Consider the following 15,564-nt stretch of genomic DNA (forward strand, 5'->3'; position numbering starts at 1 on the left):
AGCGATCGTACCGCGCGGTAAGGTCCGTCGGTTCCGTACCGGGAGGGGAGCTCTGTGAGTGACGCGCTGCTGAACGCCCTGGCCGAGGCGCTGGCCGATCTGGTGACCACGATCGACACCTGTGACGACGATGTCCTGGACCCCGACACCGCGGTGAAATGGCTGGAGAACACGGGCTATCTGCTCGCCCGGCTCTCGCCCGCGGACCGCCGGGCCCTGTCCGCCCTGGTGCGCCGGGCCGCGGCGCGCGGGCCCGACGGCGCCTGGCGCGACGACCTGCTGCGGATCCCCGAGAGCTTCGGCCTCGATGACGACCAGCACGAGCTCTACTGCGACTCGGTCGAGCGTCTGGAACGCCGGTTCGTCGAGACCGTGCGGGGCGTGGCCCCCGCCACGCCCGTGCCGACCTGCCCCGGCTGGACCTTCGCCGACCTGGTCAAGCATCACGGCGCGACGCACCGCTGGATGGAGCACCTCGTACGGACCCGGGCAGCCGAGCGCGTCTGGTCGCGGGACGTCCCCCTCGAACTTCCCGACGACCCCACGGCGTATCCCGAGTGGCTGGCCCGCAGCGCCGAAGCCACGCTGCGGACCCTGCGCGCGGTCGACCCGGAGACACCGATGTGGTCGCACGGCGCCGACCAGCGGGTGCGCTTCTTCCCGCGCCGGCTGCTCTTCGAGGCCGTCGTCCATCTGGCCGACGCCGAACTCGCGCTGGGTCTGGAACCGCGGATCGAGGGGGGCACGGCCGCGGACGGTATAGAGGAGTTCCTGGAGAACCTGCCGTACTACTCCTGGACAGCCGAGCCGGTCGCCGCTCTCGCGAACGGCTCGGTCACGCTGACGGCCAGGGACACCGGTGCCGCCTGGAGGGTCAGATTCGGGGACGGCGGCTACTCCTGGACCAAGAGCGCCGACGAGACCGCCACGTGCGTCGAGGCCACGGCGGGCGATCTGCTGCTGCTCGTCTACGGACGCCACCGCGCCGACGACGCACGCTTCCGCGTCAGCGGAGACCGCGCCGTTCTCGATGCCTGGCTGGCGGCGACCGCGCTGTAAATCTGCCGCCGGGTCTGTCGGTACGGCGCGTTCCGCAGTATGTCCAGAAGCATGTTCACCGCAGACTTCTGGAAAGCCACCGCGGAGCGCGCCGTGCGCACCTTCGCCCAGTCCCTGGTCGCCGTCCTGATGGCCGGCGCGACGAACCTCTTCGACGTCGACTGGCCCGCCGCACTCGCCACCGCGGGCCTGGCCAGTGTCCTCGCCGTACTCACCGCGATCGGCGCGGCCAAAGCCGGACGGCCCGGCCCGGGTCTCACCGAGACCACGGAACGGGCCGCCGCCACCACGACTGCTGCCGCGCCTGCCACCGGGGCGGGCTAACCGGGCATGCCCACCAGCTCCCGCAGCACGTCCTCCATCGTCACCAGGCCCACGGGCGTGCCGTCCTCGTCCAGCACCGCCGCCAGATGCGTACGGCTGCGCCGCATCGCGGTGAGGACGTCGTCGAGCGGCGTCACCGCCCGCACCCGTGCGATCGGGCGCAGCGCCGTGACGGGGAAGGGCTCATCGCGCGGAGTCGCGTCCAGTGCGTCCTTCACATGGAGATAGCCGAGGATCCGGCTGCCCGAGTCCACCACCGGGAAGCGGGAGAACCGGGACTCGGCGGACAGCGCCTCCAGTTGCTCGGGCGTCGTCCCGGCCTGCGCGTACACCACGCGCTCGACCGGCATCACCACATCGCGCACCGGCCGGCGCCCCAGCTCCAGGGCGTCGCGCAGTCGCTCGGCCGAGCGGTCGTCGAGCAGACCGGCATCCCCCGCGTCCCGCACCATCCGCGCCAGCTCGTCGTCCGAGTAGGTCGCCGCCACCTCGTTCCTGGTCTCGACCCGCAGCAGTTTCAGCAGCCCATTGGCGGCAGCGTTGATCGTGAAGATCACCGGACGCAGCGCGCGGGCCAGTGTGACCAGCGGCGGGCCGAGCAGCAGCGCGCTCCGCGCGGGCTCGGCCAGTGCGATGTTCTTCGGCACCATCTCGCCGAGCAGCATGTGCAGATACGTCGCCACCGACAGTGCGATCACGAACGAGATCGGGTGGATCAAGCCGTGCGCCACACCCACCGCGTCGAACACCGGCTCCAGCAGATTCGCGATGGCGGGCTCGGCGACGATGCCGAGCACCAGGGTGCACAGCGTGATGCCGAGCTGCGCGGCGGCAAGCAGCGCCGAGACATGCTCCAGGCCCCACAGGACGCTGCGCGCCCTCCGGTTCCCGGCCTCCGCCTCCGGCTCGATCTGACTGCGGCGTACGGAGATCAGGGCGAACTCCGCGCCGACGAAGAAGGCGTTGACCACCAGGGTCAGCAGGCCGATGAGGAGCTGGACGGCGGTCATCGTCCGGCCTCCTCGGTGTCGTCGGCCGACGGGAGCGGTGCGTGCATCAGCACCCGGGCCGCACGCCGTCCGGACGCGTCCACGACATCGAGCCGCCAGTCGGCGAGCTCGATCCGGTCGCCCTCGACGGGGATGCGTCCCAGCGCGGTGGCGATCAGACCGGCGAGTGTCTCGTACGGGCCCTCGGGCACCCGCAGGCCGACCCGCTCCAGCTGGTCGGTCCGCGCCGCGCCGTCCGCCGACCAGAGCGAGCGGCCGTCGGCGTCCTCGCCCGCCCGGGCCAGGTCCGGAGTCTCGTGCGGATCGTGCTCGTCGCGCACCTCGCCGACGACCTCCTCCACGATGTCCTCCAGCGTTACGACGCCTGCCGTACCGCCGTACTCGTCGATGACGACGGCCATGGTGTTCTTGCCGGACAGCCGGTCGAGCAGCCGGTCCACGGTCAGGCTCTCGGGCACGAGCAACGGCTCACGCAGCAGTTCGGAGACGCGGTGGCGGGGACGGCGCGCGGCCGGGATGGCGAGGACGTCCTTGATGTGCGCGATGCCGACGACGGTGTCCAGGCTTCCCTGGTAGACGGGGAAGCGGGACAGGCCGGTGGCGCGGGTGGCGTTGGCGACGTCCTCGGCGGTGGCTTGCACCTCCAGGGCGGTGACCTGGACCCGCGGGGTCATCACGTTCTCCGCGGTCAGCTCGGACAGATTGAGGGTGCGTACGAACAGCTCGGCGGTGTCCGCCTCGAGCGCGCCCTCCTTCGCGGAGTGCCGGGCGAGGGCGACCAGTTCCTGCGGGCTGCGGGCGGAGGCCAGCTCCTCGGTCGGCTCCATGCCGAGCCATCGCAGGATGCGGTTGGCCGTGTTGTTGAGATGGCTGATGAAGGGCTTGAAGGCGGCGGTGAAGACCCGCTGCGGGGGCGCCACCACCTTGGCCACGGCCAGCGGCGACGAGATGGCCCAGTTCTTGGGGACCAGCTCGCCGACGACCATGAGCACGATCGTCGACAGGCCGGTACCGATGACCAGGGCGACCGACGAGGCCGTCGAGGGGGAGAGACCGAGCGCCTCGACCGGGCCGCGGAGCAGCTTCGCGATCGACGGCTCGGCGAGCATGCCGACGACCAGATTGGTGACGGTGATGCCGAGCTGGGCGCCGGAGAGCTGGAAGGTGAGGCTGCGTACGGCCTTGAGGGCGCTCGCCGCCCCGCGTTCGCCGCGCTCGACGGCCGCTTCGAGATCCCCGCGCTCGACGGTGGTGAGGGAGAACTCCGCCGCGACGAACGCACCACAGGCGAGTGAGAGCAGCACCGCCACGACGAGCAGGAGCACTTCGGTCATCGGGTCACCTCCGTCCCATGATCGGGCAGGGCCAGGAGGAATGCTCGATGTCGGCTACTGGGAGGCTCGCCCATGGGCGGACGCTCACACCTTTCGTACGTGGGGGAGTGAATGGTTCACCCATGGTAAAGGACCGGCAAAGTACCCGGTGCCGCGGAGGTCTGTGCCGAACGCCACGGCCGTCTAGGTCCAGTCCGGCCGATCTGCCGGGCTCGCGTGCCCTGGTGCGCACTCCCCCGTAGCCCTTCGGGCACGGGAGGTGCCCCCACGCCGCGTTGCGTCAGTCGCCGACGCTCCGCGTCGGCTCTCCCCCTGCCTTCGGCGGGGGGACCCCCATCCTCCGTCTTGCGATCGCACGCACCGCAGTGACATCAGCCGCTCCGCGGCGGGCCGCTCACTGATCCGGCCTGATCCAAACGACAGGACCTAGGCGAAGGGCTTCACCCAGCGGCGCCAGTGGTCCTCGCGGTGGTACCCGGCCGCGGCCCACGCATGCTGGGCGCGCTCGTTGGCCTCAAGCACCATGGCGTCGCCCCGCCTGCCGCCCGCGGCCAGGAAGCGCCGCTCGGCCGCGTCGAGCAGTGCAGTCGAGATCCCCTGCCTGCGGCGGGAGGGAAGGACGGCCAGGCGGTACAGCGAGCAGCGCCACCCGTCGTACCCGGCGATCACCGAGCCCACCAGCAGCCCGCCGGACTCGGCCAGGATCAGCGCCTCGGGGTCCCGCTCGATCAGGCGGGTGAGCCCGTCCACGTCGTCGGTGATGCTCGTGCCCTCGGCCGCTTCCTTCCAGAAGGCCAGGACGGTCTCCGCCTCGTCCGCCACCGCGGGGCGTATATGCAGGTCGATCATGGCCAGGAGCCAAGCACGGTCCGGCTCCGGCCCGCCACTGACTTCCCACGGTTCGAGACGGCCCGCCGGAACGGGGGCGGTTCACCCGCGCAGTTCCTGGATCACCGGGCCGAAGGTCTCCAGATACGGGTCGAGGACGGTGATGTACGAGAAGCCGTACCGCTCCCGCTGGGCGCGCAGCTGGTCGGCGATCTCCCGGACGGTGCCCACGGTGACCAGCGGCAGGGCGAGCACCTGCTCCTCGCTCAGATACGGCACCCGGGCCAGCAGGTCCTGCACCGCGGCGCCGCGGTCGTCGGTGACCGCGACGAGCTGGAGGAGCAGATTCAGCTCCGGCGGATCGGCACGGTCCGCGACCAGCCTCCGGTACACCGCGATCCGGCCGTCCAGCTCCTCGGCCGTGTGTACCTCCAGGCCGTCCTTGCCCACACGGGCACCGGTGAAGGCGACGATTTCGGCGTGCTGCACCGCGAGCTTCAGCACCTGGTCGCCGTTCCCGCCGATCAGCAGGGGCGGACGCGGCCGCTGCACCGCACGGGGCACATGCTCCTCGTCGCCGAGGAGCCGGTCCAACTCCTCGACCGTACGCCGCAGATGGCCGACCCTCCCGCCCGGCGAGAGGAACTCCAGGCCCGCCCGGTCGTGTTCCTCCTTCACATAGCCGGCGCCCAGGCCGATCTCCAGCCGCCCGCCGGTGAGGGCGTCCGTCGTGGCGATCTCGCGGGCGAGCAGCGCCGGATTCCAGAAGCCCGTGTTCAGGACGAAAGTGCCGACCCGGGTCCGCTCGGTCGCCTCGGCCGCGGCGACCAGCGCCGGGAAAGGCGCGGGCATTCCGAGATGGTCGGGCACCTGGATCACGTCGTAGCCGAGCTCTTCGGCACGCCGGCACTTTGCGCGCCACTCCTCGCCCCCGGCGGGCGTGAGCATGTTCACCGCGAAACGGAACGGCCTGGCCATGAACTCCCCTTCCACGGACGGCTACTCGTGCGCGATGGCGGCCAGCACATTCATCCGCGAGGCCCGCAGGGCCGGAAGCACCGCCGCGGCGAGCCCCACGATCACCGAGCCCACGACGACCGCGATGACAGTGCCCCACGGCACGGCGAACGCCTTGAGCCCCTCCAGCGCCAGCACCTGCTGCACCGACACACCCCAGACCATGCCCAGCGCAAGCCCCAGCAGTGCCCCGAAGACCGCGATCACGACGGATTCCAGCCGGATCATGCGCCGCAGCTGGATCCGCGAGAGACCGATGGCACGCAGCAGTCCGATCTCCCGGGTCCGCTCGACCACCGACAGGGCAAGGGTGTTGACCACGCCGAGCACGGCGATGACGATCGCGAGCCCCAGCAGCGCGTACACGAGATAGAGCATCACGGCGATCTGCTGGCGGATCAGCTCCTTGTAGTCGGCCTGGTCCCGCACCTGCACCTGCGGATAGGGATCGAGAGCCTTCTCCAGGGCCTTGCGCAGCTCCTTGGCGTCGCTGCCGCTCGCGGCGTTGACGTACAGCACGGCCTCCTGGCCGCCCGGCAGATACTTCTCGACGGTGGACAGCCCCATGAACAGGCCGCCCTGCATTCCGGGCCCGCCGCTCTGGTCCATGTTCGTGAGCGCCCCGACCGTCAGCCGTGCCTTCTGCCCGCCCGCGAACTCGGCCGGCAGGACCGATCCGACGCGCACCTTGTGGTCCTCGGCGAATCCGCGGTCCATCGCGATGCTGTCCGGCGCCAGCGCGGCCCTCGTGTCTCCGCTCGCGTAGGTGATGTGCGCGGCCTCGTCCAGCTGCGGGTCATAGCCCGAAGCGGTCGACTCCACCCGCTTGCCGTCCGGCATGCTCAGCGCAAGAGGCGCGAAGCGCTGGCGTACGACGGTGCCCGCGCTGTCGACGTCCTTCACCTTCTGTGTGATCTCCTCGGGGAACGGCATGAAGTTGGCGTTCTGTACGACGAAATCGGCGCCCAGTGTCTTGTCGATCTGGTTGTCGAAGGACTTGGTCATCGAAGCGCTGGCAATCGAGAGACCGCCGACCAGCGCCAGGCCCACCATCAGGGCTGCCGCGGTGGCACCCGTACGCCGGGGATTGCGCAGCGCGTTGCGCTGACTCATCCGGCCGACCGAGCCGAACAGCTTGGGGAAGGCCCCGCCGAGCACCCGGATCACCGGCCGCACCAGCAGCGGTCCCGCCACCACCGTCGCGATCAGCGTCAGCACCACGCCGAGCCCCAGCAGCGAGGCGGCCGACGAGGTCTTCTCGCTCACCGCGCATCCGGCGAGCGCGGCGGCACCGGCCGCGGCGACGACGGCTCCGGCGATGGCCCGGATCTTCAACGGCCGTCCCACTCCCGCCACTTCGGCATCCGCGAGCGCGGCCATGGGGGAGACCCGGGCGGCCCGCCGGGCGGGCAGATACGCGGCCACGAACGTGACGCCGAGCCCGACCACATACGCCGATACCGGAGTCGCCACCCCCACCACCATCTCGGCGGCGCTCAGATTCATCCCGAGCAGGCCCATCAGCTCGATCAGCCCGGCCGCGAGCCCGATTCCGGCGGCCAGTCCGAGCGTCGAGCCGACCAGACCCAGCAGCAGCGCCTCGGTGAGGACGGAATTGCGGACCTGGCGGCGGTCCGCGCCGAGCGCCCGCAGCAGCCCCAGCTCGCGGGTGCGCTGGGCGATCAGCATCGAGAAGGTGTTGACGATCAGGAAGACGCCGACCAGTACCGCGACGCCCGCGAAGCCGAGCATCACGTATTTGATGACATCGAGGAACGGGCCCAGTTGGGCGGCGGCCGACTCGGCCTGCTCGTCGGCGGTCTTCAGTTCGTACGTATCACCCAGCGCGGCCGCGATCCGCTGTTTGAGCATCGCATCGCTCACTCCGTCGGCCGCCTCCACCGACACCGAGGTGGCCACACCGGTCCTGCCGAGCAGCTTGGTCTGGGCGGTCGGGGTGTCCAGGAAGACCAGCGCGGCACCGGGGTTGGTGGTGGTGAAGGTCGCGATCCCGACGATCTCGACCTTGAACGAACCGGGCTGCGCGAGAACGCTGAGCGTGTCCCCGATGCCCAGCTTCTTCTTGTCGGCGGTGTCCTTGTCGAGCAGCGCCTCACCGGGGCCGTGCGGCTCGTGACCGCTGGTCAGTTTCACCGGGCTGCGGTCGGATACCCGCCAGGCGGTGGCGATGGTGGGTGCACCGGTCGTCGGCCCGACGGCCTCGTTCTCGTCGTCGACGACCGTGATGTTCTGTACGGACGCCTCGATGTGGGTGGCCTTGACGCCGTCGACCGAGCCGACGCGGTCCGCGAGCGATGCGGGCACCGTCCGGACGACTCCGGTGGGCACGCTCTCGCTGATGCCCTCCTTCGGGGAGATGGTGACGTCCGCCGCCGTGGAGGCGAAGAGCCGGTCGAAGGTGCGCGAGACGGTGTCCGAGAAGATCAGACTGCCGCTGACGAAGGCCACGGACAGCAGTACCGCCAGTGCCGAGAGCAGCAGTCGGCCCTTGTGTGCGAAGAAGCTCCGCAGCGTTGCCTTGAGCACGGTGTCCTCAGCTCTTGCGCGGGTCGTCGAAGCCGGGGGTCTGGGGGTTTCCCCCAGAGAAGAGGCGCATGCGTTCCAGTACCGCCTCTGCTGTCGGGTCGGGCATGACGTCGACGATCCTGCCGTCCGCGAGGAACAGCACCAGGTCCGAATGGGCGGCGGCGCCCGGGTCGTGCGTCACCATCACCACGGTCTGCTCCAGCCGGTCGACGGCCTCGCGCAGGAACGCGAGCACCTCGGCGCCCGCGCGTGAGTCGAGATTGCCGGTCGGCTCGTCCGCGAAGATCAGCTCGGGTCGGGAGGCCAGCGCACGGGCACAGGCCACGCGCTGCTGCTGCCCGCCGGACAGCTCCGCGGGCCGGTGCTTCAGCCGGTCGCGCAGCCCGAGTGTGTCGATGACCTGCTCCACCCACTCGCGGTCGGGTTTGCGCCCGGCGATGTCCATAGGGAGCGTGATGTTCTCCGCCGCGGTGAGCGTGGGCAGAAGGTTGAACGCCTGGAACATGAAGCCGATCCGGTCCCGCCGGAGCCGGGTCAGTTCGCGGTCCTTGAGTCCGGTGATCTCGGTGTCGCCGAGCCAGACCTGTCCGGCGGAGACCGTGTCGAGGCCGGCGAGGCAGTGCATCAGCGTGGACTTGCCCGAGCCGGACGGGCCCATGACCGCGGTGAACCGGCCGCGTGCGATGTCGACATCGACGGCGTCCAGGGCGCGCACGGTCGTCTCACCCGTGCCGTAGGCCTTGGTCAGAGCCCGCGCCCGGGCCGCGAGCGGCACATCCGCGGCTTGATCGTAGGTGGGTGCAGTGGCTGGTGTGGACAAGGCCGCCTCCCGGGTCGTGGCCGCTCCGGCTCCCGTACAGGAGGCGAGGGTAGAGCGGGCGTCGGTGTTTCGGCATCCATCCCAGGTCCGGTCCTCAGGGTTGATGTAAGGGACACGGGACGGCCCTCTTGCCGATGCTAGCGTCAGCGCGCTAGCTTGATGATGTGGCGAAGACTCAATTGAACGTGAGAGTGGACGAGACAACCGCGGAGGCCGCGCGCCAGCGGGCGATGCAGCGCGGGATGAGCGTGAACCGCTACATCGAGGAGCTCGTCAAGCAGGACGCCGGCGAGGTGGGACGCACCTTCGTGGAGGCGGCGTCGGACTTCATGAAGCAGTACGAGTCCGTGTTCGCCGAGGAGTTCGGCACGGAGCACGGCAAGGGCAAGCGGTGACTGCGACGACCACGCCGGAGCGGCTGCGTACCGAATGACCCTCTCGATCGACCTCGCCTGGCTGCTCATGGTCGCCGAGCACAAGACACCCGGCGACCCGCAGGTCTCCGACTGGGGGGCGCTCGTCGCCGCCGTCAGCCGCCACGAGGCGGAGATATTCGGCATCCCCGTCTACAGCGACCCGCACGCCCGTGCCGCGTCCCTGCTTCAGCTGCTGCTCCATGTCCCTGCGCTGGAGCACTCCAACGCGATGTTCGCCTCCGCCGTGGCCTACGGCTATCTCGTCGCCTGCGGACTCAAGGTCGTCACATCGCCCGTGCAGGTACGGGATCTGGCGCGGCTGGTCAAGGACGGCACGGCGGACGTAAGGACCATCGCCGACGAACTGCGGCAGTGGAGCCACTGATCACGCCGGCGGCGCGTCCATGACGAAGGGCCGCCGCGCCACGCCCAGCACGCAGGACGACGTCGGCAGCCGCACCCCTCGCCCGGGCACCTGCAGCCTGCGGTACATACCGAGTTCGAAGCCCGCTGCCTCGATCGCGGCGATGGTGTCCCGCGCGGTGTGACACCCCCCGAACAGCAGCGGCCAGACCGTGCGGTCAAGCGCGCGCTGGGTCCTGGCCATGCCCTTGGTCCCGGCCAGGCCGTGCTCGAAGAACCGCAGCTCGCCGCCCGGCCGCAGGACCCGTCTGATCTCGCCGAGCGCGCGCGGCAGATCCCGTACGGAACACAGCACCAGCGACGCCACGGCCGCGTCGAAGGCCTCGCTCTTGACCGGCAGTGCCTCCGCAGCGCCCGGCACCACGTCGACCGGGACCTCGGCGGTCCGCGCGGCCTGCGTCGCCAAGTGCCGCAGGCTGCGCTCCGGTTCGAGCGCCACGACCTCGGAGACGGCCGCCGGGTAGTGCGCGAAGTTCAGTCCGTTGCCCGCGCCGATCTCGATGACCCGTCCGGAGAGGCCGGACAGCAGCTCCTCGCGAAACGCCAGGATCCCCGCGCTCTTGTCGGCCGCCACGCTGAACCTGGCGTAGAAGCGGGCGAAGACCGGATGGTGAACTGCGTCCTGGGGCACTTTGGTGCTGCTCCGGGGCATGGCGGGCCTCCTCGGGACGGCGGTGCACTCACCGCCATTGTCCCCCCGCTCAGACGAAGCAGAACTCGTTGCCCTCGGGATCCCTCAGGACCTGGAAGCGGCCGTACTCGTCGGTGATGGCCGCTCCCACCCGTACGGCGCCAAGAGCGACCGCCTCGTCGGTGGCCGCGTCGACGTCGCCCGCGTCGAGATCGAGGTGGAGCCGGTTCTTGGCCGCCTTGCCCTCGGGCACGCGCTGGAAGGCGACGCGTACGAAACCGGGCGGATCGATGTACGACCAGTCGTCGCTGCGGTCGACCGGGTCCCCGCCGAGCAGGGCGGCCCAGAAACGCACCAGGCCGGCGGGGTCGTGACAGTCGAAGACGATCTCCTCGATACGGGCTCGCATGCGATCAGCGTACGGCTGCGCCGAACGTCTCGGCGTCCCACACGCCGCCGAGCGGTGGCGCGAGCCAACTCCCGGCGCGAGCACGGAACTCGGAGGGTGCCAGCGAGCCCGCTCTCTCCGGGACGGCCCCGAGCAGCGGCGCCCCGGCAGCCTCCGGAAGGTCCGCAAGATTGCACCGCTCGGCCAGATCCGGCTCACCGGGCCAGCTCCCCACGACCACGCCCAGCTGCTCCAACTTCCGCGCCCGCAGGGCCTCGGCGGTCAGCGCGGTCGTATTGAGGGTCCCGAGCCCGGCCGCCACGACGACGATCACCGGAGCGGCCAGCAGCCGGGCGACATCGGCGAGGGTCGCCCCGTCCTCGTCGAGGCGCACAAGCAGTCCGCCGGCTCCCTCGACGAGTACGAGGTCATGCTCGGCGGCGAGCTTCTCCACGGCCTCGACCACATCGCCGGGCCGCACTGCCGCCATCTTGGCCCGCCGCGCGGCGGTCGCGGGCGCGAGCGGCTCGGGAAACCGCGCGAGCTCAACGCCGGTCACGTCCCCGCCGAGCCGCACCACCTCGGCGACGTCACCGTCCTCCCCGGCCGCGATCCCGGTCTGCGTGGGCTTCACCACGGCAACGGACCGCCCCTGCGCCCGGAAGGCCGCGGCGACGGCAGCGGTAACGACGGTCTTCCCGACCTCGGTCCCGGTCCCGGTGACGACGATGACTGCCATTGGCTGTGCGCTGCCTTTCTGTATGTGTACGTCGCGGGTTGCAGGGGACCGGGGCGTCAGCCCGCGGCCGCCGCCGCGCCCACCGCGCGGCACACCCGCTCCAGATCCTCGTCCCCCGTCACATACGGGGGCATCGTGTAGATGAGGTCCCTGAACGGCCTCAGCCAGACCCCTTCCCGCACCGCCGCCTCGGTCGCCGCAGCCATGTTCACCTCATGGTCCAGCTGTACGACGCCGATCCCGCCCAGCACACGGACATCCCTCACGCCGGGCAGCTCGGCCGCCGCCGCGAGCCCGTCCCGCAAACCCGTCTCCAGGCGTTTGACCTCCTGCTGCCAGTCCTGCGCGAGCAGCAGATCGATCGACGCGCACGCCACCGCCGACGCCAGCGGATTGCCCATGAACGTCGGGCCGTGCGCCAGCACCGGGACCTCGCCGCGCGAGATGCCATCGGCCACCCGCGTCGTACACAGCGTCGCCGCCATCGAGAGATAGCCGCCGGTCAGCGCCTTGCCCAGGCAGATCACATCGGGCGAGACCCCCGCCTGCTCCGCCGCGAACAGCGTGCCGGTGCGGCCGAATCCCGTCGCGATCTCGTCGAAGACCAGCAGTACGCCGTGCTCGTCGCACGCCTCCCGCAGTACCCGCAGATACGCGGGGGAGTGGAAGCGCATCCCGCCCGCACCCTGCACGACCGGCTCCACGATCACCGCGGCCAGCTCGTCCGCATGCCGCGCGACGGCATCGCGCAGCTCCTGCGCGTACGACTCCTCGAACTCCACCGGCGGCGCGCCCACGAAGATCTGCCGCGGCAGCACTCCGGACCACAGCTCGTGCATCCCGCCCTCGGGGTCGCACACCGACATCGGCTGCCAGGTGTCCCCGTGGTACCCGCCGCGCCAGGTCAGCAGCCGCTGCTTGGCCGGCCGCCCCACCGAGCGCCAGTACTGCAGGCACATCTTCACCGCGACCTCGACCGAGACCGAGCCCGAGTCGCAGAGGAAGACATGCCGCAGCGGTTCGGGTGTGATCTCGACCAGCTTCGCGGCCAGCCGCACGGCGGGCTCGTGCGTGAGCCCGCCGAACATCACATGGCTCATCCGCCCCAGCTGGCCGTGCGCGGCTTCATTGAGCACCGGGTTGTTGTAGCCGTGGATCGCCGACCACCAGGACGACATGCCGTCGATCAACTCACGCTGCCCGTGGACCGGTTCGGCGAGCCGCAGCCGTACGCCGGACGCGGATTCCACGATGAGCGGATCCGTACGGCCCGGCATCGGGCCGTACGGATGCCAGACGTGCGCCCGGTCCAGCGCCAGCAGCTCGCCGGGGCTGTAGCCGGAGTCCTGCACGGACTCAGGCATTGGGCGCGACATCGGTGCCCGCGCCGCGGCGGCGCACGGCGACCAGGTCCGTCCGGGCCGCGGGAACCTCGGAGACGGGCTCGGTGACCGCCTCGCCGTCGGCCTCGCCGTCACCGCACGGCGCACACCCGCCGGAGTGCGAACCGCAACCGCCGCCGGCCGGCGCGTCCGCACGGTGCTGCGGCAGCGTCGTCGTGTCCGTGCCCTCCACCTCGAAGCCCGCGTCCGCGATCATGTCGAGGTCGGCCTGACCCGCCTGGCCCTCGCTCGTCAGATAGTCGCCGAGGAAGATCGAGTTGGCCAGGTTCAGCGCGAGCGGCTGCATCGAGCGCAGATGCACCTCGCGGCCGCCCGCGATCCGGACCTCCACGTCGGGGCAGACGAACCGCACCATCGCGAGAATCCGCAGGCAGCGCTGCGGGGTGAGGTTCCACTCCTTCGCCAGCGGGGTGCCCTCGAAGGGGATCAGGAAGTTGACCGGTACCGAGTCCGGGTCGAGCTCGCGCAGCGAGAAGACGACGTCGACCAGGTCCTCGTCGCTCTCGCCCATGCCCGCGATCAGCCCGGAGCAGGCGGAGAGCCCGGCGGCGTGCGCCTTCTGCACGGTGTCGACGCGGTCGGCGTACGTGTGGGTCTTGGTGATCTCGCCGTACGTCGCCTCGGACGTGTTGAGGTTGTGGTTGTACGCGTCGGCGCCCGAGTCCCGCAGCCGCTCCGCCTGGCCGTCCGAGAGCAGCCCGAGGCAGGCACAGACCTCGACGCCCTCGTTCTGCTCCTTGATCGCCTCAATGGTCTTGCCGACCCGTTCCACGTCCCGGTCCGTCGGACCGCGGCCGCTGGCGACCAGACAGACCCGCTTGGCGCCACCGGCCACACCGGCGGCCGCCGCCTGGGAGGCCTCGTCGGGCTTCAGCCAGGTGTACTTCAGGATCTCGGCCTTGGACCCGAGGCGCTGGGAGCAGTACGAGCAGTCCTCGGGGCACAGCCCCGACTTCAGATTGACGAGATAGTTCAGCTTCACCCGCCTCCCGAACCACTGGCGGCGCACCTTGCCGGCCGCGGCCACCACTTCGAGCAGATCGTCGTCGGAGGTCGCCAGCACGGCGAGCGCTTCTTCACGGCTCGGCAGCTCGCGCCGCAGCCCCTTGTCCACCAGCGTGTTCAGCAGGTCCATGGCGCTGATCCTGACGTACGGGATGCGCCAGGGCCAAGGAGGAACTCGACAAGAGAGCATGTTCGAGGTGTGTGCATGGCCACATCCGCTCCTCTAGTGACCCCGGTTAGGGTCTGTGCGCTGCCTACAAAAGGACCGGACCACCATGCCCCAGGATCCTTTCGACTGGATCGACCACGAGTCGCGCCGCCGTGAGCGGGCGGGTCTCGTGCGTACGCTCCGGCCGCGCACCGCCGAGTCCGAGCTGCTGGATCTCGCCAGCAACGACTATCTGGGCCTCACCCGCCACCCGGAGATCACCGGCGCCGCGGCCCATGCGGCCCGCCGCTGGGGCGCGGGCGCCACCGGCTCCCGGCTGGTCACGGGCAGCACCGCCCTCCACGCCGAGCTCGAGCGGGAACTCGCGGCCTTCTGCGGTTTTGAGGCGGCCCTGGTGTTCTCGTCGGGCTATGCCGCGAACCTCGCCGCCGTGACCGCGCTGAGCGGCCGCGGCGCGCTGATCGTCTCCGACGCGGGCAACCACGCCTCGATCGTCGACGGCTGCCGCCTCTCGCGCGCGGAGACCGCGGTCGTCCCGCACGCCGATGTCGAGGCCGTACGCAAGACGCTCGACGCGCACCCGGGGCAGCGGGCCCTCGTGGTCAGCGACTCGGTCTTCTCGGTCGACGGGGACGCCGCGCCGCTGGCGGGCCTTGCCGAGGCCTGCCGTGAGCACGGCGCGGCCCTCCTCGTCGACGACGCGCACGGCTTGGGCGTACTCGGCGAAGGCGGCCGGGGAGCCCTGAACGCCGCCGGGATCGCGGGCGCCGACGGCGTCGTCGCCACGCTCACGCTCTCCAAGTCCCTCGGCAGCCAGGGCGGAGCGGTACTCGGCCCGGCCCGGGTGATCGACCACCTGGTCAACGCGGCCCGTACGTTCATCTTCGACACCGGCCTCGCTCCGGCCGCCGCGGGAGCCGCACTGGCGAGTCTGCGGCTGCTTGGTCGCGAACCGGCGCTGGCGGACCGGGCCCGGACGGTCGCCGCGACGCTGCACCGGCGCCTCACGGACGCGGGACTGACCGCCGTACGACCCGACGCCGCCGTGGTCTCCGTACAGGCGCCGTCGCCTGAGGCGGCGCTGCGCTGGGCGGCCGACTGCCGTGCCGCAGGGCTTGTCGTCGGCTGCTTCCGCCCTCCGTCGGTGCCGGACGGCATCTCAAGGATCAGGCTCACGGCGCGGGCGGATCTGACGGATCAGCAGATCGAGCAGGCGGTTACGACCATGGTCGGGGCCGCGCCGGTCAGTTGACGGTGTCCTCGTGGAGGGACGTGAGGAAGCGGGTCCAGGCGTGAGGCGAGAAGCGCAGGGCCCGCCGCGCGATGTTCTTGGAGTCGCGGACCGCGAGCGTGTCGTCGGCCAGCAGTGCCGTCTCGACGCAGTTGTTCATCCCCGTACTGCGGCTGCTGCGCCGCCACCGTAACGCGCTGTGCGTGAGGCCATCGGACAT

17 protein-coding genes are annotated in these 15,564 nt (G+C 70.9%); 5 read left to right on the forward strand and 12 right to left on the reverse strand.

What is annotated here, in order from left to right:
- Positions 1-54: 54 nt before the first annotated feature.
- Together ABZS64_RS09510 and ABZS64_RS09515 are read left to right on the forward strand one after the other, a co-directional pair.
- A complete protein-coding gene (locus ABZS64_RS09510; RefSeq protein ID WP_355825539.1) occupies positions 55-1,059 on the forward strand; it encodes a maleylpyruvate isomerase family mycothiol-dependent enzyme in 1,005 nt (334 codons plus the stop codon).
- A 51-nt stretch (positions 1,060-1,110) separates the two neighbouring features.
- Entirely contained in the window at positions 1,111-1,383 is a 273-nt protein-coding gene (locus ABZS64_RS09515) for a holin (RefSeq protein ID WP_355825542.1), read from the forward strand.
- On the opposite strand, the gene ABZS64_RS09520 is transcribed toward ABZS64_RS09515, so the two are convergent.
- The 6 genes from ABZS64_RS09520 to ABZS64_RS09545 form a co-directional block, all read right to left on the reverse strand.
- Complete coding sequence (locus ABZS64_RS09520; protein ID WP_355825545.1) at positions 1,380-2,393, reverse strand: hemolysin family protein; 1,014 nt, start codon at positions 2,391-2,393, stop codon at positions 1,380-1,382. The genes ABZS64_RS09515 and ABZS64_RS09520 overlap by 4 nt on opposite strands.
- Positions 2,390-3,727, reverse strand: a complete 1,338-nt coding sequence (locus ABZS64_RS09525; protein WP_355825548.1) for a hemolysin family protein — start codon at positions 3,725-3,727, stop codon at positions 2,390-2,392. The genes ABZS64_RS09520 and ABZS64_RS09525 overlap by 4 nt, the downstream gene beginning before the upstream one ends.
- 426 nt (positions 3,728-4,153) lie before the next feature.
- The gene (locus ABZS64_RS09530) at positions 4,154-4,576 is read right to left on the reverse strand and encodes a GNAT family N-acetyltransferase (protein ID WP_355825551.1); all 423 of its coding nucleotides are present in this window, start codon (positions 4,574-4,576) and stop codon (positions 4,154-4,156) included.
- Between the two features lie 81 nt (positions 4,577-4,657).
- Complete coding sequence (locus ABZS64_RS09535) at positions 4,658-5,533, reverse strand: LLM class F420-dependent oxidoreductase (protein WP_355825554.1); 876 nt, start codon at positions 5,531-5,533, stop codon at positions 4,658-4,660.
- 21 nt (positions 5,534-5,554) lie between these two features.
- Entirely contained in the window at positions 5,555-8,119 is a 2,565-nt protein-coding gene (locus tag ABZS64_RS09540) for an FtsX-like permease family protein (RefSeq protein WP_355825556.1), read from the reverse strand.
- A gap of 7 nt (positions 8,120-8,126) precedes the next feature.
- Positions 8,127-8,939: an ABC transporter ATP-binding protein gene (locus ABZS64_RS09545; protein ID WP_355825559.1), complete on the reverse strand. Its 813-nt coding sequence runs from the start codon at positions 8,937-8,939 to the stop codon at positions 8,127-8,129.
- Between the two features lie 164 nt (positions 8,940-9,103).
- Between ABZS64_RS09545 and ABZS64_RS09550 the strand changes: the two genes are divergently transcribed.
- Together ABZS64_RS09550 and ABZS64_RS09555 are read left to right on the forward strand one after the other, a co-directional pair.
- Entirely contained in the window at positions 9,104-9,334 is a 231-nt protein-coding gene (locus ABZS64_RS09550; RefSeq protein WP_355825562.1) for an antitoxin, read from the forward strand.
- A gap of 34 nt (positions 9,335-9,368) precedes the next feature.
- The gene (locus ABZS64_RS09555) at positions 9,369-9,740 is read left to right on the forward strand and encodes a fic family toxin-antitoxin system, toxin component (RefSeq protein ID WP_355825565.1); all 372 of its coding nucleotides are present in this window, start codon (positions 9,369-9,371) and stop codon (positions 9,738-9,740) included.
- Here ABZS64_RS09555 and ABZS64_RS09560 read toward each other — a convergent pair whose 3' ends face one another.
- The 5 genes from ABZS64_RS09560 to bioB are packed head-to-tail and all read right to left on the reverse strand — an operon-like array spanning position 9,741 to position 14,074.
- Positions 9,741-10,430 carry a class I SAM-dependent methyltransferase gene (locus ABZS64_RS09560; RefSeq protein WP_355825567.1) on the reverse strand — a complete coding sequence of 230 codons (690 nt, stop codon included), beginning with the start codon at positions 10,428-10,430 and terminating at the stop codon, positions 9,741-9,743.
- A 49-nt stretch (positions 10,431-10,479) separates the two neighbouring features.
- Positions 10,480-10,818, reverse strand: coding sequence for a VOC family protein (locus ABZS64_RS09565; protein ID WP_355825570.1), 339 nt, complete (start codon positions 10,816-10,818; stop codon positions 10,480-10,482).
- Positions 10,819-10,822: 4 nt separating this feature from the next.
- A complete protein-coding gene (bioD, locus tag ABZS64_RS09570; protein ID WP_355825573.1) occupies positions 10,823-11,536 on the reverse strand; it encodes a dethiobiotin synthase in 714 nt (237 codons plus the stop codon).
- 56 nt (positions 11,537-11,592) lie between these two features.
- On the reverse strand, positions 11,593-12,900 hold the full coding sequence (locus tag ABZS64_RS09575; protein ID WP_355825576.1) for an adenosylmethionine--8-amino-7-oxononanoate transaminase: 1,308 nt from the start codon (positions 12,898-12,900) through the stop codon (positions 11,593-11,595).
- Positions 12,893-14,074 carry a biotin synthase BioB gene (bioB, locus tag ABZS64_RS09580; protein WP_355825579.1) on the reverse strand — a complete coding sequence of 394 codons (1,182 nt, stop codon included), beginning with the start codon at positions 14,072-14,074 and terminating at the stop codon, positions 12,893-12,895. The genes ABZS64_RS09575 and bioB overlap by 8 nt, the downstream gene beginning before the upstream one ends.
- Before the next feature lie 145 nt (positions 14,075-14,219).
- Here bioB and ABZS64_RS09585 point away from each other — a divergent pair, with 145 nt between their 5' ends.
- Complete coding sequence (locus tag ABZS64_RS09585) at positions 14,220-15,365, forward strand: 8-amino-7-oxononanoate synthase (RefSeq protein WP_355825582.1); 1,146 nt, start codon at positions 14,220-14,222, stop codon at positions 15,363-15,365.
- On the opposite strand, the gene ABZS64_RS09590 is transcribed toward ABZS64_RS09585, so the two are convergent.
- A complete protein-coding gene (locus tag ABZS64_RS09590; RefSeq protein ID WP_355825585.1) occupies positions 15,358-15,564 on the reverse strand; it encodes a DUF397 domain-containing protein in 207 nt (68 codons plus the stop codon). The two genes, ABZS64_RS09585 and ABZS64_RS09590, sit on opposite strands and share 8 nt — an antisense overlap.

Origin of the sequence: Streptomyces sp. NPDC005408, assembly GCF_040606445.1 — a bacterium.
Lineage (GTDB): Bacteria > Actinomycetota > Actinomycetes > Streptomycetales > Streptomycetaceae > Streptomyces.